We start from the raw sequence: 20,429 nt of genomic DNA on the forward strand, positions 1-20,429 counted from the left end.
TGCGGTACTGCCGCACTGCTGGCCACCGGACCCCGGTTAGCCGAAAGCGCGCCCATTGGGCGCGCCCTTTTTCCCCTGGCTGTGATTCAGGCGGTGGTTCTTACTGCGGCTGATAAATCGAATCGAACACGCCGCCGTCCGCGAAATGGGTCTTCTGCGCGTTGGTCCAGCCGCCGAACGAATCGTCGATCGTGTACAGCTTCAGCTTCGGAAACTTCGCGGTCAGATCGGCGGGCACCTTGCTGGAACGCGGACGATAGAAATTGCGCGCGGCGATCTCCTGACCTTGCTCGCTATACAGGAAGTTCAGATACGCCTCGGCCAGCTTGCGCGTGCCGTGTTTGTCGACGACCTTGTCGACCACCGCGACCGGCGGCTCGGCCAGAATGCTCACCGACGGCACCACGATCTCGAACCTGTCCGGACCAAACTCCTTCAGCGACAGGAACGCCTCGTTTTCCCACGCGATCAGCACGTCGCCGATACCGCGCTGCACGAAGCTCGTGGTCGCGCCGCGCGCGCCCGAATCGAGCACGCCGGCGTTCCTGTACAGCTTGCCGACGAACTCCCTGGCCTTCTGGTCGTTGCCGCCCGGTTGATGCTCGGCGTACGCCCACGCGGCCAGGTAGTTCCAGCGCGCGCCGCCCGAGGTCTTCGGATTCGGCGTCACGATCGACACGCCCGGTTTCACCAGATCGTCCCAATCCTTGATGTGCTTCGGGTTGCCCTTGCGCACCAGAAACACGATCGTCGACGTGTACGGCGATGCGTTGTCCGGCAGACGCTTTTGCCAGTTCCTGTCGACGAGCCCCTTGTTCGCGATCGCGTCGATGTCATAGGCGAGCGCAAGCGTCACGACGTCGGCCTGCAGTCCGTCGAGCACCGAGCGAGCCTGCGCGCCCGAGCCGCCGTGCGACTGCCTGAAGGTGACGGCTTCGCCGGTCCTGGCCTTCCATTCCTTGCCGAATGCCTGATTGATGTCCTGATACAGCTCGCGCGTCGGATCGTAGGACACGTTCAACAGCGTGGTGTCGGCGTGCGCGACGCCGCTTGCGCCCAACATGCCGAGTGCACCCGCCGCGCCGACGGCGAGCGCCGCGATCAGTTTTCTGGTTCGAGCCCCAAGCCCCATATGCCGATGGTTCATTTCAATTTTTCTCCGCGTGATGGTCCGCTGATGAGCGTCTGGTGTTGTTCTGCGTCGCGGTCACGTGCACATGAGCGCCAACCGGAGGCCAGTCTATCGAAGCGCTTTCATTATTAAAAATAATGTTTCTTCATTTTTTAATGCTTAAAAGTGGTAACGACAGATGCGCCGGCGGTTGGGACGCCGACAACGCCGTCATGTCGCCGATAAACGACGCCCCAGCGCGACCCTTGCGCCGAACTTAAAGTAAAGCTTGAAATGCGCCGAATACTGTATAAAAATACAGTCACCTGTTCATACATACAGTGGCCATGACAAAACTCACCGCACGACAGCAGCAGGTTTTCGATCTGATCCGCCGCGCGATCGAACGCACCGGCTTTCCGCCCACTCGCGCGGAAATTGCCGCCGAACTCGGGTTCAGCTCGGCCAATTCCGCGGAAGAGCATCTGCGCGCGCTGGCGCGCAAGGGCGTGATCGAACTCGCGGCCGGCGCGTCGCGCGGCATCCGCCTGCTGTCCGGGCAGGAGGACGCGCCGTATCAGTTCACCCTGCCGCATGCGGGCCTGATGCAGTTGTCGTTGCCGCTGATCGGCCGGGTCGCGGCGGGTAGCCCGATCCTCGCGCAGGAACATATCTCGCAGCACTACGCGTGTGACCCGGCGCTGTTCTCGAGCAAGCCCGACTACCTGCTGAAGGTGCGCGGCCTGTCGATGCGCGACGCGGGCATTCTCGACGGCGACCTGCTCGCGGTGCAAAAGCGCACCGAAGCGAAGGACGGCCAGATCATCATTGCGCGGCTTGGCGACGACGTGACGGTCAAGCGTCTGAAGCGCCGGCCGAACGGAATCGAACTGATCGCCGAAAACCCCGATTACGACAACATCTTCGTGGAATCCGGCAGCGCCGATTTCGCGCTCGAAGGGATCGCGGTCGGGCTGATCCGCCCCAGCGAGTTCTGATCTTTCGCTGTCGCCGGAACGCTTGCGCCGGTTTGTCCAACCCAAGCCGCATTTACGCCCGCATCTACGCCCGCATCTACGCCGAATCGCCTGGAGAGACTCATGGAACGCCTTGCCCGCCTGTTGCCCTTTCGCCAGTTCGGCCGTCTGCGCCATCTGCGCAAGCTCACGCCCTGCGCGCTAATCGAGGCGCCCGCTGCGCGCACGCCGTCGCTGTTCGACGGGGCTGCCGAAGCTTCCGGTCTGCCGTCGTCGTTGCCGGCGTTCGCGCGCGTGTCGCTGAATTCGGCGCTGAACATCGCCGAGCCCGCGCGTCGCGCGCCGGTGCGGGTCTATCATGGACCGTCGCGACTGATCATGGTCGGCACGGTCGACGCCGTATGCCGTATGATCGATCGTTGCATAGCCGACGAAGCCAACGTGCACGGCGCGGTGTTCGAAGCCTGAGCGAATCCTGAGTACGCATGCAACAAGCACTTCGGATGTTCAGAGATTCGCGTGGGATGAGATCGTTTCGACCTCGCCGTGGTCGACGTTAGATCATCACTGACGTGGAGTCCCATTCGATGACAATTCGGAAACGCACACAGGGCAGCGCCACCCGGCCGCTGCTGATCACGCTGATCATGGTGATCGTGATTGCCGCGCTGGGCTTTATTTATGCGTCACCGTATCTCGCGGTGAACAATCTCAAACGCGCCGCCGATGCGCGTGACGTGCAAACCGTCAATCAGTATGTGGACTTTCCCGCGCTACGCGACAGCCTGAAGCAACAGGTGGGCGCCATGCTGACACGCCGGCTCGAGGCGGATGCCGGCAACAAGATGGCCACGATCGGCGCGGTGATCGGCGTGACGCTGATCGGCCCGCTCGTCGATGCCTATGCGACACCCGACGGCGTCGCGGCGCTGCTGAACGGCATGCCGCCGCGTGGCACGCCGGGCGAGCAACCGTCCGCGCCGCCAGCCGCGGGCGGCGAAGCGCCGGCCGCACCAGCCGCGGGCGACACCACCACGCAGGCAAGCGCACCGCCGCCCGGGCGTCAAAGCACGGCCGGCTATCGCAGTCTCAACGAGTTTGTCATCACGTACCGGCGTGGCGAAGGTAACGCGAACTATTCGGCAATCTTTCGTCGCGAAGGTCTGGTCACGTGGAAGCTCGCGGCGATCAATCTGAACGAGTGAGATCGAAGCCTGGCCGGATGGGATGCGTGGCTGGCCATCGGGGCCGGCCACGCGACAGGGTCTATTCACATCTGGACTAGATGACGGGGCGCGCGGCTTCGCGTCCCTCACTAGCCCATTACGCCGCAGCCGCCTGCTGCTGCTCCTGCGCGGACGAGCACGCCACCAGAATGCTGCACGACACGCGGTCGAGCAGCGGCGTGTTGCCCGCCCCCATCCACCACCGCGACAAACCAGTCCGACAGCGATGACCCACCACCACGAGGTCGACCTGCAACTCGTTGGCAAGATTGGCGATCTCGTCGATCGGATGACCGAATGCGAAATGCCCCTGCGCGCTCACGCCTCGTTCGGTCAGCCAGTTCACGCCCTCCTGCAGAATCTCGCGGGCCGTTTTTTCGAAGCTGCCGCAGGCGACGTCTGTCAACAGGCCCGCGCTCTGCGCGATGCTCGAACGCATGTCGACGACCGACAGCAGATGCGTTTCCGCCTTCAGTTCCAACGCCAGATCGGCACCGCAACGCAGGGCTTTGCGGCCTTCGCGCGAGCCGTCGTAGCACAACAGGATTTTCTGGTAGCTCGCCATCTGTTTTCTCCATTCGCGCGGAAAGCGCGGTCTGAATCAATCATGGTGCGCCGCAATTCGGCTTGCAAGGGATGGAAAACGCTAAGTGCATACTCGGTGCATGCCGATCCAGTCTGCACAAGCGTTGGGCGACCCGACGCAGCGTTTGCACACGGATGCCGCAATGCAAAACTTCGTTTGCGAACGCTGCGTCGACACACTGCGGGCCGGTTTGACGTGCCAGTCGTGCCACCGCCAATCAGCGGCGCCAATCGACACCGACGAGCGCGTCGCACCCCACGCATGACGCGTTCCCGGACACCCGCTCGCATCAGCGATCCGATACCTGGAGTAAGCGGCTTCGCGTGCGCAATGCGTGCATCGCAGGTATGTTGTGTGTCTTGCGCGTACGTCGTGTCTTTTTCCGGAGCCTTGCTCGAGCCATGCCCGCCGCCCCCATCGAATTCCATCAGGTCAGGAAAAGCTACGGCGAAAAAACGGTCGTCGACGGATTGTCGTTTCATGTGAACACCGGCGAATGCTTCGGGCTGCTCGGCCCCAACGGCGCCGGTAAGACCACGACATTGCGCATGCTGCTCGGCATTGCGGCGCCCGACGCCGGCGCGATCCGGCTGTGCGACGAGCCGATCCCGGGCCGCGCGCGCCTCGCGCGCTCGCGCGTCGGCGTGGTGCCGCAGTTCGACAACCTCGATCCCGATTTCACGGTGCGCGAAAATCTGCTCGTATTCGGTCGCTACTTCGGTCTGAGCGCCGCGCAGTGTCGCGCGGCGGTGCCGGGTCTGCTCGAATTCGCTCGCCTCGAGAACAAGGCGGACGCGCGCGTGAGCGAACTGTCGGGCGGCATGAAGCGGCGCCTCACGCTCGCGCGCGCGCTGATCAACGATCCCGACGTGCTGATCATGGACGAGCCGACCACCGGTCTCGATCCGCAAGCGCGCCATCTGATCTGGGAGCGGCTGCGCTCGCTGCTCGCGCGCGGCAAGACCATTCTGCTGACCACGCACTTCATGGAAGAAGCCGAACGGCTGTGTCATCGACTGTGCGTGATTGAGGAAGGCCGCAAGATCGCCGAAGGCGCGCCGCGCGAGTTGATCGAGTCCGAAATCGGCTGCGACGTGATCGAGATCTACGGCCCCGATCCGTTTGCGTTGCGCGACGAACTCGCGCCGCTCGCCGAGCGCACCGAGATCAGCGGCGAGACGCTGTTCTGTTACGTGAACGACGCGCAGCCCGTGCATATGCGCCTCAAGCAGCGCGCCGATTTGCGCTATCTGCATCGGCCGGCGAATCTCGAGGATGTGTTTCTGCGGCTCACCGGTCGCGAAATGCAGGACTGAACCCATAGCGAGACACTTGATGGACGCACGTACTTACGAAACCCACGACGGCACGCCATCGGCGCAAGAACCGTTCGGTGCCTTCCCCGCCAATGCCACGAACTGGATCGCGGTGTGGCGCCGCAATTACCTGGTGTGGAAAAAGCTCGCGATCGCGTCGATGTTCGGCAACTTCGCCGATCCGATGATCTATCTGTTCGGTCTCGGCCTCGGGCTCGGGGTGATGGTCGGGCACGTCGACGGCGTGTCGTATATCTCGTTCCTCGCGGCGGGCACGGTGGCGTCGAGCGTGATGATGTCGGCGAGCTTCGAGTCGATGTATTCGGGCTTTTCGCGCATGCACGTGCAGCGCACGTGGGAAGCGATCATGCATACGCCGCTCACGCTCGGCGATATCGTGCTCGGCGAGGTGGTGTGGGCCGCCAGCAAATCGGTGTTGTCGGGTGTGGCGATCATGCTGGTGGCGGGCGCGCTCGGCTATGCGAGTTTTCCGTCGATGCTGCTCGCGCTGCCGGTCATCGTGCTGGCCGGTCTCGCGTTCGCGAGCCTCGCGATGATCGTGACGGCGCTCGCGCCGTCGTACGACTTTTTCATGTTCTATCAGACTCTCGTGCTCACGCCGATGCTGCTGCTCTCCGGCGTGTTCTTTCCGATCTCGCAACTGCCCGGCGCCGCGCAAGCGGTGACTGCCGCGCTGCCGCTCGCCAATGCGGTCGATCTGATGCGCCCGGCAATGCTCGGTCGGCCGATGGAGCACGCGGCGCTCCATGTGAGCGTGCTGGCCGCTTATGCGATCGGCGGCTTCATCGTGTCGGCGATCCTGTTTCGGCGTCGCATGATGAAGTAAGCCGAACGCGCGGGCGGCGCGTTGCGCCTGCACCCGCGCAAGACGACCCCGCGTCGGTCGTCGCACGGCGTGTTTGCTATCGTTGTGCCCGCTCAGTCCTCGTCATCGGTCCACGGAATGTCGACGTCGGAGATGAACGCGACCGTCGCGAACGGGCCGCCCTCGTGACGCCCGATCTTGCCATCGGCGCGCTGCCATTCCACCCGGAACACGGTGACCGGATCATCCGCGATCAGCCGCACCGTGCGCAATTCGTCGGGATCGGCGTCCTCGACCGGACCGTCGAGCGAAATCAGCAGCGCCTGTGGCCATAGACCATCCGCGGGATCGTAGATCTTGTCGCCGTCGTGAATCAGCGTGAAGGCTTCCACGCCGATGGTCGCCGACGCATCGACGATCATCTTGGCGAGCGCACGCAACAAGGCGGTCGCCCGCGCCGAGTTCGCCTGACGGATCGCGAGATCACCGCGCGTGAGAGCCTGCTCGAGTTTTGGATTGGTTTTCTGTTGCGCCATGGCTGTGTTGGTCCTATCGCTCTGTCGTGGGCAACGCGCCATCGGGACGACGCGCCGCGTTTCTATTTGGGTCCATCTATTGCCGCTTGTGTGCATTGCAGCATCGCGGACTGGGCGGCAGGTCCGCGGTTCGACTGTCATTGTTGCGCGTTTGCCCTGATCGTGGCGCGCACCATCAGGGTCGTTTTCTCAGGGCCGTCCTTGCCGTCCACCACAGTTTAGGTCGTGATTCGGATTCCGGGAGAACATTTGCCGCTTAGTGCGGGGCATGTGTCGCATTTCATGCATCGGCTCGCGCGCGCCGCGGCGTGCGTTTACCGCGTCCACCGGTGACCTTCGACGCCTGCGCCCCAGCCGGCTTCGCATCCGCGATCCGCGCGATCAGATGGTCGCGAAACGTGCGCACCGACGGGGGCAACTCGCGCCCCGCCATCGTCTGCACCTGGATGCTGCGCTGGCGCATCTGCGGGTCGGTGAGCGGAATCACGACGAAGCCGTCGTTGGCATAGCGGTCGCGCACCGACAGCAGCCCCGTGAACATGATCGCGCCGGACCGCTGCGCGTAGCGATAACTCGCGCCGCTGTTGTTGCAGATCAGGTCCGGCTCGAGGAGGATGCCTTCGAGCGCGCACGTGATGTCGATCAACTGGCGAATCGTGGTGCCCGTCTCCGACAACACGAGCGGATAGCGACTCACCTCGGCGAGCGACAGTTTCGCGCGCGCCGCAAGGGGATGATCGGCGCGCAGCAGCACGAACACCGGCGCGCGTTCGGTGTGCTCGACCTTCACGCCCTTCTCCGGCGCGAGGCTGAACGACAGCGCGATATCGACGTCGCCGTCGCGCACGTGGCGAGTGGCGTCGGCCGGCGACATCACGGTCAGCGTGAAATCGATGCCGGGGTGCTCGGCGCGGAAATCCGCAATCGCGGCGGGCAGGAAGTCGACCGCAAAACCCTCGGCGGTCGCGATCTTGATCCGGCTGCCGTGCAAGCTCGCGAGGCCGCTAATTTCTTTCATCACGTGCTCGGCTTCGAGCAGGCTGCGTTGCGCGTACGCAAGCAGCCGCTCACCGGCCTCGGACAGCGTCATGCCGCGCGGACGCCGCTCGAACAGCGTCACGCCGAGTTCGCTTTCGAGCCGCACGATTTGCCGGCTGATCGCCGATACCGCGACGTGCAACCGCTCGGACGCGTCGCTCAGCGAGCCGCCGCGCGCGACTTCGACGAAATAACGCAACGCGATGCCATGCAGTGAACGTGCCATCCTGGACGCCTCGATCGAATCAGTTGCAACGGTGCCATGGGTGGGCGGGTGCCGCGGTTCGAGCCGACGCGCGACGCTTTGCTTTTCCGGCAAGGCAAGCTTCGAAACATGATCATTGTGACAAAAATGGCGCGCTTCTAGAATCGGTCGCAATCACGTTGCAGGCGATTCGCCTGAACGCCGCGCCGCGCCGAGCATCGAGCCATCGAGCCATCGAGCCTCGCGGCCCTCCGCCCCTTCACCCATCCCCCGCATCGGAGACATCGACATGAGCCGCAACCAGGCCATCGAGCTTGCCACCCGGCACTTCGAATCCGGCGCTTTTCTCGCCGATCTGAACCGTCGCGTCGGTTTTCGCACCGAAAGCCAGGAAAGCGATCGCGGCGCACTGCTGCTGTCGTATCTGACCGACGAAATCCAGCCCGAAGCGGAGCGCCTCGGCTTCAGCACGCGCATCGTCGATAACCCGGTCGATGGCTTCGGTCCGTTCCTGATCGCCAGCCGTCACGAAGGCGATCATCTGCCGACCGTGCTGATCTACGGCCACGGCGACGTCGTGCGCGGCTACGACAGCCAGTGGCGCGCGCCACTGACGCCGTGGGCGGTGACCGTGGAAGGCGAGCGCTGGTTCGGTCGCGGCACCGCCGACAACAAAGGCCAGCACTCGATCAACCTCGCCGCGCTCGCGAGCACGCTCGCCGCGCGCGACGGCAAACTCGGCTTCAACACGAAGCTGTTGATCGAGATGGGTGAGGAAACCGGCTCGCCGGGGCTCGACGCGATCTGCCATGCGCATCGCGACGAACTCGCCGCCGACGTGCTGATCGCCTCCGACGGTCCGCGTCTCGCAGCGCGTCGTCCGACCGTGTTTCTCGGCTCGCGCGGCGCGGTCAATTTCAGGCTGTCGCTGAACCTGCGCGACGGCGCGCATCACTCGGGCAACTGGGGCGGCTTGCTGCGCAATCCGGCGACGGTGCTCGCCAACGCGCTCGCGAGTCTCGTCGATGCGCGCGGCGTGATCGCAGTCGACGGCCTGCGTCCGCCGCCGATCCCCGAGGCCGTGCGCCGCGCACTTGCCGACATCACGGTGGGCAACGGTCCGGGCGACCCCTCCGTCGATGATAACTGGGGCGAGCCGGGTCTTTCCGCGCCCGAGCGCGTGTTCGGCTGGAACAGCTTCGAAGTGCTGGCCTTCAAGGCGGGCAATCCGGAGAACCCGGTCAACGCGATTCCGCCGTCGGCGTTCGCCGTCTGCCAGTTGCGTTTCGTGGTCGGCACCGATTGGGAAAACCTCGGCGAGCACCTGCGCGCGCATCTCGATGCGCACGGTTTTCAGCTGGTCGAAATCGACGTCGAACGCGGCGCGCCAGCCACGCGGCTGGATCCCGACGATCCGTGGGTCAGGTGGGCGATCGCGTCGCTCGAAGCGACCACCGGCAAGAAGACCGCGCTGCTGCCGAATCTCGGCGGCACGCTGCCGAACGAGGTATTCGCCGACACGCTCGGTCTGCCGACGATCTGGGTGCCGCATTCTTATCCGGCCTGCTCGCAGCATGCGCCGAACGAGCACCTTCTGGCTCCGGTGGCGCGCGAGGGCCTGCAGATGATGGCGGGACTGTTCTGGGATCTCGGCGAGAATTCGCCGCTTGCGGCGAAGCGCGAGACGGTGGATACGGCAAAGGCCGCAGGTTGAGTTCGGCCGACGCCGAGTGATTCGCTGCGGCTTCCGCGGCCGCCCCGGTAATCGACCGGGGCCACCGCGGCAAGCGCGTCGCGCTTACCTCGACATCAAGGCGCCGGATTCGGCTGCAGCTCGTGCAGCCTGTCGATTTCCGCCAGCACTTCCGGCGACAGCTTCACGTCCGCGCTGGCGATGTTTTCCTTCAATTGTTCGAGCGAGGTCGCGCCGATCAGATTGCTGGTCACGAACGGCCGGCTATTGACGAACGCGAGCGCGAATTGCGCGGGGGTCATGCCGTGGCGCTTCGCGAGCTCGACGTAACGCGTGGTCGCCTGCACGGCTTGCGGCTTGCTATAGCGCTGGAAGCGCTCGAACAGCGTGATGCGCGCGCCGGCAGGACGCGCGCCGCCTTCGTACTTGCCCGACAGCCAGCCGAACGCGAGCGGTGAATACGCGAGCAGACCGATGTTGTCGCGATGCGCGTACTCGGACAGACCCACTTCGTACGTGCGGTTCAACAGGCTGTACGGATTCTGGATGCTGACGATGCGCGGCAAGCCGAGTCTTTCGGCCGCGCGCAGAAACTGCGCGACGCCCCACGGCGTTTCGTTCGACACGCCGATATGGCGCACCTTGCCAGCCTTCACGAATTCGGCGAGTACCGTCAGCGTTTCCTCGATCGGCACCGTGTACGCGTCGTCGACCCACGGATACGACGGACGGCCGAACGTCATCGTGCTGCGATCGGGCCAGTGCAGCTGATACAGATCGACGTAGTCCGTTTGCAGACGTTCGAGGCTGTCGTTGAGCGCCTCGGTCAGGTTCTTGCGATCGAACTGGTTGCCCTCGCCGCGAATATGGCGCGGATTGTGCGGCTGACGCGCGGGGCCCGCGATCTTGGTGGCGAGCACGATCTTCTCGCGCGCGCTCTTGTGCTGCGCGAGCCACGTGCCGATGTAGCGCTCCGTCGAGCCTTGCGTTTCGGCGCGCGGCGGCACCGGATACATTTCCGCGGTGTCGATCAGGTTCACGCCGTGATCGAGCGCGTAGTCGATCTGCGCGTGCGCTTCCTGCTCGGTGTTCTGCTCGCCCCACGTCATCGTGCCGAGACCAATCAGGCTAACCTGCACGTCGGAGTCGCCGAGTCTGCGGTATTCCATCTAACTTGTCCTGTTGAAGAGGTGAACGGAAAGCGCAGACGTTACCACGCCGACGCATTACCTGCAGCAAGGCTAGAATGCGGGGCCATGCGTTGCAGCGCGCCGCCTGGTGCTTGCGCGTTGCGCGCTTTGCGCTCTCGATGCGCGTTTCATCATGACTTCGTTGCCATGAATCACGAACACCTCGAATTGCTGGTCACGCGCGTGATGCCCTACGGGAAATATAAAGGCCGCGTGATCGCCGACCTGCCCGGCCACTATCTGAACTGGTTCGCGAGCCAGGGCTTTCCGCCCGGCGAGATTGGCCGTCTGCTCGCGTTGATGCACGAGATCGATCACAACGGCTTGAAACCGCTGCTCGCCCCCTTGCGCAAACCGAAGCCCCTGGAGCGTTGAGACCGTGGCCGTGAAAGCGTTGCCAGGCCGGCTGAAAGTCGCGGCGCAGGCAAACTGCAAGCAATGTAGGACAGTACAAATTCATACAGGTTTTTTCTTGCGGATCGCGTTTGCGTGGCCTTAAATCGGCATAGGTCGTCGCGCTGTGAAACGTCGGGAGTGAAGCGGATCAGTCGTCATTCGCTGAACAATTTCGATGTGTTCCGGCGCCGTGCGATCCCCCGCCTTCGTGACTCCCTGCATGTCCATGTCGCAATTCAGCCTGTCGGCGTTGCTCGAATTCATCGGCCACGATCTGTCGCCGGTGCGCGCGGTCATCCTGTTCTTCGTGATCGGCTACGTCGTGGTCGGACTGCCTGTGCATTTTCGCCAGGGCGCGGCCTCGCGCGACATCTGGGGCACGGCCGCCGGCGTAACGATGGCCGCGATCTACGCGGCGTTCATTGCCGGCGTGTACCCGTGGCTGCATCACGTATCGGTGATCGCGCGTTGAGCGTCGGCCGCCGTCAGGTCGGGGCCGAGACCTTCCCATAGCGGTTCACGCAATTCGCCTCGCGGCTGCCAGCGCCGCATCGACGTTCGATACAACGGTCGGCGCATCGGTGCGGAACTCGCGGTACTGACGCGCCGCATCGCCTCGAGAAATGCGAGGCAACGTTCGTCTCACTCGAGCCCGCAATGCGCGAGCATGCGACGCACGTTCGCTTCGCAAGCGTCGACCAGCTCCTCGTGCTCGATCTCGATCATCACGCCCGCGTGTAGAACGCGCCGCCAGTGCGTTATCAACGCATCGTACGCGCGCTGACAGCGGCCCAGCTCGCCGAGGTGGCAGCCGAACGCCACGTCGTGAAAATGCGCGAGAAAATCGATAGACAGGTCTGTAATCGCGAGCGGCGGCCATGATTGATGCGCGCGTTCGGCAGCGCGAGATGAATGAGGCCGACGTTGATGAAGTTGAACGGGTATTTGTCGGCAAAGCGCGCGAGCGGGCCAGGCGATTCCGCCTCGTTGTCGCGCATGCCGTGGCGATACAGCACGTTGCCTTTGAGCAGATGATCGAACGGGGCGGGCAAGCGAATCGCTTCCGACTTAAACGACGAATCGTCCGATGGAAGTTAGCAGCCACGCCCTTCAGTAACGTATCAGATCGTTAACGAAGTGTTACCGCAACGCCGCTCGGTAATACGCGAGAAGATTGGCGAAACGGTCGAGCGTCGCGGCAACGGCTCGCGTGGTCGAAGCCCCGAGCGCGCACCGCCGCGCCGGCGCCGGTAACGCTCGGACACAAACGCGGCTGAACTCCGTTGCGCGCGGCTTTTCTGAGGTTTACGTGAAGGAGAAAATCGTGACCAGGCTCATTGCATCGATGACGCTGCTAGCGGCCGCGGCAGCGAGCATCACTGGATGCGTCGTCGCGCCGCCTGCGGACTACGGCTACGCGCAACCCTACTATCCCTACGCGTATGGACCGCCTTACTACGGACCGGCGTACGGCTCGGTTGGTATCTATGGCGGTTTCGGAGGGTCGTGCTGCTATTACGGACATGGGTATTGGCACGGGCGCGGTGGATGGCATGGCGGCGGCTGGCACGGCGGGCACGGCGGATGGCACGGCGGTGGCGGGCACGGCGGATGGCACGGTGGCGGATACGGCGGCATGCACGGCGGCGGCAGCTCGTGGAGCAGTGGTGGCGGGATGGGGGGACATGGGCATGGGCATTGAGGCATTGAGCCATTGACAAACCGGTGCCCGCCTCTGTCGCGATATGGCTCCGGCGCGCCCGGCGGTTTCTGGCCTTGCGGTAAAATTATTGTTTTGATTCAAGCCGCCTGGCCGCTCCATGTCTTTACCTCGCACTCCCAGCCCCCGCCGCGTGTCCGTTGCCCCGATGATGGACTGGACGGATCGCCATTGCCGCTCGCTGCATCGAATGATTTCGCGCCATACCTGGCTTTACACGGAAATGGTGACGACCGGCGCGCTGCTGCACGGCGACGTGCCGCGTCATCTCGCATTCACGCCCGACGAAGCGCCAGTCGCGCTGCAACTCGGCGGCAGCGAGCCCGACGATCTCGCGCGTTCGGCCAAGCTCGGCGAGCAATGGGGCTATGACGAAATCAACCTGAATTGCGGCTGCCCATCCGAGCGCGTGCAACGCGGCGCGTTCGGCGCATGCCTGATGAACGAGCCGCAACTCGTCGCCGATTGCGTGAAGGCGATGCGCGACGTCGTATCGGTGCCAGTCACGGTCAAGCACCGCATCGGCGTCGATACGGTCGAGGAATACGGCTTCGTCCGCGATTTTGTCGGCACGATCGCGCAAGCCGGCTGTGAGGTCTTTATCGTTCATGCGCGCAACGCGATCTTGAAGGGCCTCAGCCCGAAGGAAAACCGCGAGATTCCGCCGCTCAAGTACGACTACGCGTATCAGTTGAAGCGCGATTTTCCGCAGCTGGAAATCGTCATCAATGGCGGTATCAAGACGCTCGACGAAGTCGACGCGCATCTTCAGCACGTCGACGGCGTGATGCTCGGGCGCGAGGCGTATCACAACCCCTACCTGCTCGCCGATGTCGACGCGCGCTTCTACGGCTCTGCGCAGGCGCCGCTGACGCGCGAGCAGGTCGAAGCGAAACTGATCGAGTATTGCGCGACCGAAATGGCGCGCGGCACCTATCTCGGCGCGATCACGCGCCATGCGCTTGGGCTGTATCGCGGCGAAGCGGGTGCGCGTGGTTGGCGTCGAGTTTTGTCCGACAGCAAGCGACTTGCGGCCCGTGATCTGACCATCTTCGACGAAGCAAGACAGCATCTGCGCGAGCCCATCGAAATTTTTGAATAACGGACTAGGCAAACCACAATCTAGTCCCTATAATCTCGTTTCTTCGTCGGCGAGACAGGTTTTTAGAGCAAGTCGGGCGGATGTTAGTGGTGGCTGTAGCTCAGTTGGTAGAGTCCAGGATTGTGATTCCTGTCGTCGTGGGTTCGAGTCCCATCAGCCACCCCACAGAATTCAAGCAAACGGCGTTGTGAGCAATCACAACGCCGTTTTTGTTTTGCTGACGGCCTTCTGCGTTTTCCACGATGTCTGTGCGGTTTTCCGCCCCGCAATCACCCCTTCCCGCCTTCTCCCGCCTCTCAAAAACCGCTTGGCCAATAGGGCCGGTTCACCGGTCCGCCTTGCGGCGCGTACGTCTGAACGATTGTTTCTTCGTCGGGAATAGTAATTTCAGATTATCGGCACAAATTTTCAATAGTAGGGGTATACACTGGCTTCCATCGACGTTGCAGACACCTGGTTCACTGGCTCCTGCAACATCTTCCTGAAATGCAGTCGAAACGTTATCGGAGTCCTACCATGAAGACCAAGTTTATCGCCGCCCTGCTGGTTGCCGCTTCCGCCTCGATCGCCGCTCCCGCTTTCGCGAGCGGCTATGGTCCGGCACCGTACTACCGTCCGTCCGTTGGCGCGCCGGCTTCGCAACAAGGCCAGAACGCGCAGACCGTCGCTGCTGAACGCGCCAACGCGCAATCGAATGCATACGGCGGCGTGAATAGCGTGTCGACGCAATCGGGCACGCGCAGCGAACCCACGTCGGGTCCGCAATCGGTGTTCTTCGGCCACTAAGCCGCCAGCAGGACCGTCAGATCGCTGCCTCTGAAGGCAGCGATCAAACTGGGCGCCGCGCATGCAGTATCGATGCCGGCGCCCAGTTGCATTTACGGCAGCCGTGGTACCCGGTACATTGCCCGGGTAGCGTTCGGTTTGCAACCGTCGTTTCGTGCGCCTGCCGCTTCCTTGCCTCATCCGAACACGGCGTCCCATTCTGTCGCGACGCGGCTATCCGCGTCTAACTCGCCAGCCCCGCATCGATCAATTCGCGCGCCGCGCGAAAAGCCGCCTCGGCGGCCGCATGCTCGGTGGACCACAAGCTATCGATATGCACGAGCTGCCAGTCGACCACCGTCGAATCGTCGCGCAGCACCCGGAAATGCGCCTTGACGCCGGTCAGTACCTGTTCCACCGCCACCTCGATGTCGTAGTCGCCATAGCGCGCCTGATAGTCGCCCATGTCGACGCCCTTCGGCTCCATGCTCGTCTCCGTGGTTTCGCTGATCGCGGGTAGGCGGACACGCGCGTCCAGCTGGGGTCGCGCTGGCCAATCACCCGCTCGCGACTCACCCGCGACGCGCCGCCTCGCTCTACACACCGGCCGTGCGGCCGGCCGCCGATCAGCGGATCAGTTGCAATCGCCGGAAAGATACTGCCGGCCGTTGCAGTTGATTTCGACCCCACCACTGCCCGCTTCGGCAACCAGGTCGCATGCCAGCAACTCCGCCGCAACGGACTGCGCGACTTCGGGCGCCGTCTGTCCGACGCCGACGTCGTTCAGACGCCGCAACGCTTCGACCGCTTCAGGACTCAAGGACTTCGACATGGCCGTCTCCGTCGGAATGCTCAATTCATCGTAGCAAGTTTCATCGGCGGATGCAGGTGTGCGCGCCTGACGAGCCGCTCCCTGGAGCGTCGAGCCTGGCAATCGGCGTCTGAAACCGGCGTGACCGTTAGGAGCACGCCTCAACGCGCCAGCAGCGGCCCCGGAACGCGGCCTGCTACTAGCTAATCGTGCACACAGCCGCGTGTCTGCAGATGGCACGCGACATCGAAGGAGAACGACATGAAGCGAGGCAATTGGGCCACGTTGACGGCCACCGCAGCCGTGCTGGCGGCGCTCTACGCGAGCGGCGCGAGCGCCGTCGCGCAGACGGCGCCGAGCGCGCCGCCGGACAGCCATGCGCCGATGGCCAAACCGCCCGAGGCGGCATCGGGCGCCGGCAGTTCGAGCAACCCGGACAACATGCCGATCAAGCGGCCGGCGAAGCCGACCAACGACCACATGTCGCACGAGCCGCCCGCAAGCGGCGCAAACGCGAAATAGCCGCTGCGCACGCCGCTCGCATGGGCGGAGCGTCATCAAAGCCGCGCGATCGACACCTCGGTCGACTTCACGAGCGCGACCACCTCCGAGCCGACTTTCAGTTCGAGTTCGTCGACCGAGCGCGTCGTGATCACCGACGTGACGATGCCGAACGGCGTCTCTACGTCGACCTCGGACACCACCGAGCCGCGGATGATTTCCTTGACCTTGCCTTTGAACTGATTGCGCACGTTGATGGCGGAAATGCTCATTTCAGATAACTCCACAGAAGCAGTTGATAACGGAATCGGATCGATTTGCCAGGAAAACTCAGACGGCCCAGCGCACTTCGGTCGGCCGCGTGAGACGACCGGGTTCGGGCAAGCCATACGGGTCATAGGGCTGATACGCGCGATGCGCCAGCGTGTCGTCGTTCGGCGCGTTTCTCAGCACGCGCTGCAGCACGTGGTCTTCGAGTGCGGCGAAGCCCGCCGACGCCCGCGCGCGCGGACGTGCGAGCGCGACCGGCTGATCGAGCGCGATGCGGCCTTCCTCGATCAGCAGAATCCGGTCGCCGAGCGCGACGGCTTCGTGCACGTCGTGCGTGACGAGCAGCGCGGTGAAGCGATGCTCGCGCCACAGCCTTTCGATCAGCCTGTGCATTTCGATGCGCGTCAACGCATCGAGCGCGCCGAGCGGCTCGTCGAGCAGCAGCAATTGCGGACGATGCACGAGCGCCCTCGCGAGCGCGACGCGCTGCCGCTGACCGCCCGATAGTTGCGCGGGCCAGTCGTTCGCGCGTTCGAGCAGGCCGACTTCGGCGAGCACCGCGCGCGCATCGTCGCGCGCGCCGCGGCCGAGGCCGAGCATCACGTTTTGCCGCACGCTTTTCCACGGCAACAGACGCGCATCCTGAAACATGATGCGGGTGTCGAGCGGACCGCCGTTCCCGGCGCGCTTTTCGAGCACGCCCGAGCTGGCTTCTTCGAGACCCGCGACGAGCCGCAGCAAGGTCGACTTGCCGCAACCGCTGCGGCCGACGATCGCGACGAAGCTGCCCCGCTCGATCGACAGATCGAAGCCCGACAGCACCTCGCGCTCGCCATAGCGCTTGCCGACGCCGCGCAATTGCACCGCGTAGTCGCTCGCGGGACGCGCGTCGCTGCGGGTCAAGGCGGTGGCGGGTTGCAAGCCGGCTTGCGAGCCGTGATGAGTCCCGGCCGCCCCGTCCCGTTCAACCAGCGCAGCCTCGTTCGCGTCGTGATCCGCGAGCCGCGGCTGCGCGAGTTCGGTCTCGAGATCGCTGCCCGCGATACCGCCGAACGTCGTCGATAGCGTCGTTGCGCTCATGCTTTTGCTCCTCGCTGATAGGCCGGATGCCAGCGCAGCGACACGCGCTCGAGGCTCTTCGCGAGCATGTCCGCGAGCTTGCCGAGCGCCGCGTACAGCAGAATGCCGACCACCACCACATCGGTTCGCAGGAATTCGCGCGCGTTCATCGTCATGTAGCCGATGCCCGATTGCGCGGAAATGGTCTCGGCGACGATCAGCGTGACCCACATCAGACCGAACGCGAAACGCACGCCGACCAGAATCGACGGCAGCGCACCCGGCAGAATCACGTGGCGGTACAGCGCGAAACCTTTGACGCCATAGCTGCGCGCCATCTCGATCAGGTTCGCGTCGACCGAACGGATGCCGTGAAACGTGTTCACATAGACCGGGAAGAACACGCCGAGCGCGACGAGGAACACCTTCGCTTGTTCCTCGATGCCGAACCACAGGATCACGAGCGGAATCATCGCGAGCGCGGGAACGTTGCGGATCATCTGTACGGTCGAATCGAGCACGATTTCCGCGGGTTTGAAGAGACCCGTCGCCAGTCCGAGCACGAGACCGATGCCCCCGCCGATCGCGAAGCCCGACACCGCGCGCCAGGTGCTGACCTTCACGTCGGCCCACATTTCGCCGGACTGGATCAGCGACCATGCGGCCTTCACGACCGCGAGCGGCTCGGGCAGCACGCGCGTCGACAGCGCACCGCTGCGCGCGGCGATTTCCCACGCGAGCAGGATCGCGATCGGCGCGAGCCACGGCAGCAGGTGCGCGCCGAAACGGCGCAGCGCGGCAGCGCGCGCCGTGGACGCGGGCTGTGGGGTTACCGCCGTTCCCGCGCTCAAAGTGGTGTCACTCATGTTGGCTTTTCTCCTTGCCTGTCGATCGTCGTGCGCGTGTCGCGCAAGCCGCGCGACCCATGCTATGCGCGCGCTCAACTCGCGCTCGCCGCCTTTGGCAGATAGCTGGTGCCGACGATTTCGCCGAACGGCCCCGACAACGGCCCGTTGGCAACCTTGCTGAAGCGTTGCGGCAGCAGCGGAAACACGAGTTCGGCGAAGCGGTAGGATTCCTCGAGATGCGGATAGCCCGACAGGATGAACGTCTCGATGCCGAGCGCCGCGTACTCCTTCATACGCGCGGCCACCTGCTCCGGACTGCCGACCAGCGCGGTGCCCGCGCCGCCGCGCACGAGCCCCACGCCCGCCCACAGGTTCGGATAGACCTCGAGCTGCTCGCGCCCGCCGCGCTTGCCGCCGTGCAGCGCGGCCATACGGCGCTGCCCTTCCGAATCCATCTTCGCGAACGACGCCTGCGCACGCGCGACCGTGTCGTCGTCGAGCTTGCTGATCAGCTGGTCGGCGGCGGCCCACGCTTCCTCCTCGGTCTCGCGCACGATCACGTGCAGACGGATCCCGAAGCGAATCTGCCGGCCGCGCGCCGCGGCGCGTGCGCGAATGTCGGCGATCTTCTTCGCGACCGCTTCGGGCGGCTCGCCCCACGTCAGATAGGTGTCGATGTGCTCGGCCGCGATATCGTGCGCGGCCGCCGACGAGCCGCCGAACCACAGCGGCGGATGCGGGTTTTGCACCGGCGGATATAGCGCCTTGCCGCCCTTCGACCGCAAATGCTTGCCGTCGAAATCGATCGCTTCGTTGCTGTGCGACGCGGCGAGCAGCTTGCGCCAGATATGCAGGAATTCGTCGGTGATTTCGTAGCGCGTGTCGTGATCGACGAACACGCCGTCGCCGGCCAGTTCGGCCGCGTCGCCGCCCGTCACCACGTTGATCAACAGACGCCCGTTCGACAGCCGGTCGAACGTCGCCGCCATACGCGCGGCGAGTCCCGGCGACGACAGCCCCGGGCGAATCGCGACGAGGAACTTCAGCCGCTGCGTCACGGGAATCAGGCTCGACGCGACGACCCAGGCGTCCTCGCACGAGCGGCCGGTCGGCAGCAGCACGCCCTCGTAGCCGAGCGTGTCGGCGGCGACGGCGATCTGCCGGAAGTAGTCGTAGTCGGCTGCGCGTGCGCCTTGGGACGTACCGAGATAGCGGCTGTCGCCGTGAGTCGGAATGAACCAGAACACATTCATGTGGTTGCTCCTGCCTGTTCCTGACGTAATGAAAACGGTGAGCGCGAGCGCCGGCCGCGCGCATCGAGCCGGCAACCGGCAAGGCGCTGCGACGCGTTGAAGGATTGAGAAACGGACGATGGACTCAGGCCATCGGCAACTGCGTCAAATCGATGAAGGCTATGCGCCTGGCGGACGACACCGCGAACACGACCGCGCGCGGGCCCTGCGACAACGGAGATTCGGCGTGAGGCTCGACATTGCGACGGCTTTCCTCGACCAACGTGCGCGTGATGCGCTCGATTTATCGGACGACGGCGACACCCGAGCCGTCTGCATGAGGAATCAGTCTATGGAGCGGTCCGCGGCTTTTGAACGATTTTATTGAGCTTAGGATTTCCGCTTTCGTGATTAGCCCGGTTCTATCGCATACGGTTGTTGCGCTTTATACACGCGGCCCCGGCCGCCCAACCCCGGTCGATATAATGGCGCTCGTTTCCAATCACCCGGTACAGGTCTTGCGATTCGCGTCGCCTGTACGTTGCCGGTGCAATGCATGCAAAAAATTATTCTGCCGTTCGTCGCCGGTTTTCTGGCTTCTTTGTTCTTTCGCGAATCGACGCTGGCGCTGATGCACGCTGCCGGCATGATCGACCCCAGCGGCTTTTCGACCGCGCCGTTTTTGCCGCTCGGCCTGCCTGAGTTCATCGCGAACGCAATCTGGAGCGCGTGCTGGGCCGTGCTGATGGCCTGGCTGCTGCGCGTCGCGCCGCATCGGCGCGCGCCGTGGGTACCCGCGTTCGTATTCGGCGGCATCGTGCTGACGGCGGCGAGCGTGTTCGTCGTCGATCCGCTGCGCGGCATCTGGCCGAGCGGCAACATGCTGCCGCGCCTCGCGGTAGGCTTCACGGCGAACGCGATGTGGGGCTGGGGTGCGCTCGTGTTCATGCGCGCGTTCATGGCGAGCGAGGCAGAGGAATAAGTGCGGCGAACATGAATTCGCGCAACGCGTAGATTCGCG

26 protein-coding genes and 1 tRNA gene are annotated in these 20,429 nt (G+C 64.2%); 14 read left to right on the top strand and 13 right to left on the bottom strand.

What is annotated here, in order from left to right; genetic code table 11:
• Positions 1-100: 100 nt before the first annotated feature.
• The gene (locus HDG33_RS14960) at positions 101-1,147 is read right to left on the bottom strand and encodes a sulfate ABC transporter substrate-binding protein (RefSeq protein ID WP_184029218.1); all 1,047 of its coding nucleotides are present in this window, start codon (positions 1,145-1,147) and stop codon (positions 101-103) included.
• A gap of 311 nt (positions 1,148-1,458) precedes the next feature.
• Here HDG33_RS14960 and lexA point away from each other — a divergent pair, with 311 nt between their 5' ends.
• From lexA to HDG33_RS14975, 3 genes are all read left to right on the top strand, one after another.
• The gene (gene lexA / locus HDG33_RS14965; protein WP_184029221.1) at positions 1,459-2,109 is read left to right on the top strand and encodes a transcriptional repressor LexA; all 651 of its coding nucleotides are present in this window, start codon (positions 1,459-1,461) and stop codon (positions 2,107-2,109) included.
• A gap of 102 nt (positions 2,110-2,211) precedes the next feature.
• Complete coding sequence (locus HDG33_RS14970; protein WP_184029225.1) at positions 2,212-2,556, top strand: hypothetical protein; 345 nt, start codon at positions 2,212-2,214, stop codon at positions 2,554-2,556.
• Positions 2,557-2,675: 119 nt separating this feature from the next.
• Entirely contained in the window at positions 2,676-3,293 is a 618-nt protein-coding gene (locus HDG33_RS14975; RefSeq protein WP_184029228.1) for a DUF2939 domain-containing protein, read from the top strand.
• A gap of 118 nt (positions 3,294-3,411) precedes the next feature.
• Here HDG33_RS14975 and HDG33_RS14980 read toward each other — a convergent pair whose 3' ends face one another.
• Positions 3,412-3,879 carry a universal stress protein gene (locus tag HDG33_RS14980; protein ID WP_018418191.1) on the bottom strand — a complete coding sequence of 156 codons (468 nt, stop codon included), beginning with the start codon at positions 3,877-3,879 and terminating at the stop codon, positions 3,412-3,414.
• Between the two features lie 422 nt (positions 3,880-4,301).
• Between HDG33_RS14980 and nodI the strand changes: the two genes are divergently transcribed.
• Together nodI and HDG33_RS14990 are read left to right on the top strand one after the other, a co-directional pair.
• Positions 4,302-5,216 carry a nodulation factor ABC transporter ATP-binding protein NodI gene (gene nodI, locus HDG33_RS14985; protein WP_184029231.1) on the top strand — a complete coding sequence of 305 codons (915 nt, stop codon included), beginning with the start codon at positions 4,302-4,304 and terminating at the stop codon, positions 5,214-5,216.
• A 19-nt stretch (positions 5,217-5,235) separates the two neighbouring features.
• Entirely contained in the window at positions 5,236-6,063 is an 828-nt protein-coding gene (locus HDG33_RS14990) for an ABC transporter permease (protein WP_184029234.1), read from the top strand.
• 92 nt (positions 6,064-6,155) lie between these two features.
• Here HDG33_RS14990 and HDG33_RS14995 read toward each other — a convergent pair whose 3' ends face one another.
• Both HDG33_RS14995 and HDG33_RS15000 read right to left on the bottom strand, forming a co-directional pair.
• Positions 6,156-6,578 (bottom strand): hypothetical protein, encoded by a 423-nt coding sequence (locus HDG33_RS14995; RefSeq protein ID WP_090804526.1) that lies wholly within the window; start codon positions 6,576-6,578, stop codon positions 6,156-6,158.
• A gap of 280 nt (positions 6,579-6,858) precedes the next feature.
• A complete protein-coding gene (locus HDG33_RS15000) occupies positions 6,859-7,842 on the bottom strand; it encodes a LysR family transcriptional regulator (RefSeq protein WP_184029236.1) in 984 nt (327 codons plus the stop codon).
• A 268-nt stretch (positions 7,843-8,110) separates the two neighbouring features.
• On the opposite strand from HDG33_RS15000, the gene HDG33_RS15005 reads away from it, so the two are divergent.
• Complete coding sequence (locus HDG33_RS15005) at positions 8,111-9,535, top strand: M20 family metallopeptidase (protein ID WP_184029238.1); 1,425 nt, start codon at positions 8,111-8,113, stop codon at positions 9,533-9,535.
• 95 nt (positions 9,536-9,630) lie between these two features.
• Here HDG33_RS15005 and HDG33_RS15010 read toward each other — a convergent pair whose 3' ends face one another.
• Complete coding sequence (locus HDG33_RS15010; protein WP_184029240.1) at positions 9,631-10,683, bottom strand: NADP(H)-dependent aldo-keto reductase; 1,053 nt, start codon at positions 10,681-10,683, stop codon at positions 9,631-9,633.
• Positions 10,684-10,851: 168 nt separating this feature from the next.
• Between HDG33_RS15010 and HDG33_RS15015 the strand changes: the two genes are divergently transcribed.
• Together HDG33_RS15015 and HDG33_RS15020 are read left to right on the top strand one after the other, a co-directional pair.
• Positions 10,852-11,079 carry a DUF3820 family protein gene (locus HDG33_RS15015; protein ID WP_184029242.1) on the top strand — a complete coding sequence of 76 codons (228 nt, stop codon included), beginning with the start codon at positions 10,852-10,854 and terminating at the stop codon, positions 11,077-11,079.
• Positions 11,080-11,326: 247 nt separating this feature from the next.
• Positions 11,327-11,572: a hypothetical protein gene (locus HDG33_RS15020; RefSeq protein WP_018418199.1), complete on the top strand. Its 246-nt coding sequence runs from the start codon at positions 11,327-11,329 to the stop codon at positions 11,570-11,572.
• A 170-nt stretch (positions 11,573-11,742) separates the two neighbouring features.
• Here the strand turns inward: HDG33_RS15020 and HDG33_RS37300 are convergent, their stop codons facing one another.
• Both HDG33_RS37300 and HDG33_RS37305 read right to left on the bottom strand, forming a co-directional pair.
• Positions 11,743-11,865, bottom strand: coding sequence for a sulfotransferase (locus HDG33_RS37300; protein WP_260330428.1), 123 nt, complete (start codon positions 11,863-11,865; stop codon positions 11,743-11,745).
• Positions 11,862-12,152, bottom strand: a complete 291-nt coding sequence (locus tag HDG33_RS37305) for a sulfotransferase (RefSeq protein WP_260330429.1) — start codon at positions 12,150-12,152, stop codon at positions 11,862-11,864. Before HDG33_RS37305 ends, HDG33_RS37300 begins: the two co-directional genes overlap by 4 nt.
• Positions 12,153-12,424: 272 nt before the next feature.
• Here HDG33_RS37305 and HDG33_RS15030 point away from each other — a divergent pair, with 272 nt between their 5' ends.
• From HDG33_RS15030 to HDG33_RS15045, 4 genes are all read left to right on the top strand, one after another.
• Complete coding sequence (locus tag HDG33_RS15030) at positions 12,425-12,802, top strand: hypothetical protein (RefSeq protein WP_184029244.1); 378 nt, start codon at positions 12,425-12,427, stop codon at positions 12,800-12,802.
• A 118-nt stretch (positions 12,803-12,920) separates the two neighbouring features.
• Positions 12,921-13,922 carry a tRNA dihydrouridine(20/20a) synthase DusA gene (dusA, locus tag HDG33_RS15035; protein ID WP_184029246.1) on the top strand — a complete coding sequence of 334 codons (1,002 nt, stop codon included), beginning with the start codon at positions 12,921-12,923 and terminating at the stop codon, positions 13,920-13,922.
• A gap of 89 nt (positions 13,923-14,011) precedes the next feature.
• Positions 14,012-14,087 (top strand) — tRNA-His (locus HDG33_RS15040).
• A 351-nt stretch (positions 14,088-14,438) separates the two neighbouring features.
• Entirely contained in the window at positions 14,439-14,708 is a 270-nt protein-coding gene (locus HDG33_RS15045) for a hypothetical protein (protein WP_018418204.1), read from the top strand.
• 223 nt (positions 14,709-14,931) lie between these two features.
• Here the strand turns inward: HDG33_RS15045 and HDG33_RS15050 are convergent, their stop codons facing one another.
• Positions 14,932-15,174, bottom strand: a complete 243-nt coding sequence (locus HDG33_RS15050) for a DUF6566 family protein (RefSeq protein ID WP_018418205.1) — start codon at positions 15,172-15,174, stop codon at positions 14,932-14,934.
• A gap of 147 nt (positions 15,175-15,321) precedes the next feature.
• Positions 15,322-15,519, bottom strand: a complete 198-nt coding sequence (locus HDG33_RS15055; protein WP_013089281.1) for a hypothetical protein — start codon at positions 15,517-15,519, stop codon at positions 15,322-15,324.
• A gap of 240 nt (positions 15,520-15,759) precedes the next feature.
• On the opposite strand from HDG33_RS15055, the gene HDG33_RS15060 reads away from it, so the two are divergent.
• Entirely contained in the window at positions 15,760-16,020 is a 261-nt protein-coding gene (locus HDG33_RS15060) for a hypothetical protein (protein ID WP_184029249.1), read from the top strand.
• A 35-nt stretch (positions 16,021-16,055) separates the two neighbouring features.
• Here HDG33_RS15060 and HDG33_RS15065 read toward each other — a convergent pair whose 3' ends face one another.
• The 4 genes from HDG33_RS15065 to ssuD all read right to left on the bottom strand — a co-directional run bounded on the left by HDG33_RS15065 (position 16,056) and on the right by ssuD (position 19,429).
• A complete protein-coding gene (locus HDG33_RS15065) occupies positions 16,056-16,271 on the bottom strand; it encodes a molybdopterin-binding protein (protein WP_008922916.1) in 216 nt (71 codons plus the stop codon).
• 58 nt (positions 16,272-16,329) lie between these two features.
• A complete protein-coding gene (locus HDG33_RS15070) occupies positions 16,330-17,349 on the bottom strand; it encodes an ATP-binding cassette domain-containing protein (protein ID WP_184029267.1) in 1,020 nt (339 codons plus the stop codon).
• Positions 17,346-18,194, bottom strand: coding sequence for an aliphatic sulfonate ABC transporter permease SsuC (gene ssuC, locus HDG33_RS15075; protein WP_184029270.1), 849 nt, complete (start codon positions 18,192-18,194; stop codon positions 17,346-17,348). The genes HDG33_RS15070 and ssuC overlap by 4 nt, the downstream gene beginning before the upstream one ends.
• Before the next feature lie 74 nt (positions 18,195-18,268).
• A complete protein-coding gene (ssuD, locus tag HDG33_RS15080) occupies positions 18,269-19,429 on the bottom strand; it encodes an FMNH2-dependent alkanesulfonate monooxygenase (protein WP_184029273.1) in 1,161 nt (386 codons plus the stop codon).
• Positions 19,430-19,964: 535 nt separating this feature from the next.
• On the opposite strand from ssuD, the gene HDG33_RS15085 reads away from it, so the two are divergent.
• Positions 19,965-20,390 carry a hypothetical protein gene (locus HDG33_RS15085; protein ID WP_090805723.1) on the top strand — a complete coding sequence of 142 codons (426 nt, stop codon included), beginning with the start codon at positions 19,965-19,967 and terminating at the stop codon, positions 20,388-20,390.
• Positions 20,391-20,429: the final 39 nt, after the last annotated feature.

Source organism: Paraburkholderia sp. Cpub6 (genome assembly GCF_014201065.1).
Lineage (GTDB): Bacteria > Pseudomonadota > Gammaproteobacteria > Burkholderiales > Burkholderiaceae > Paraburkholderia > Paraburkholderia tuberum.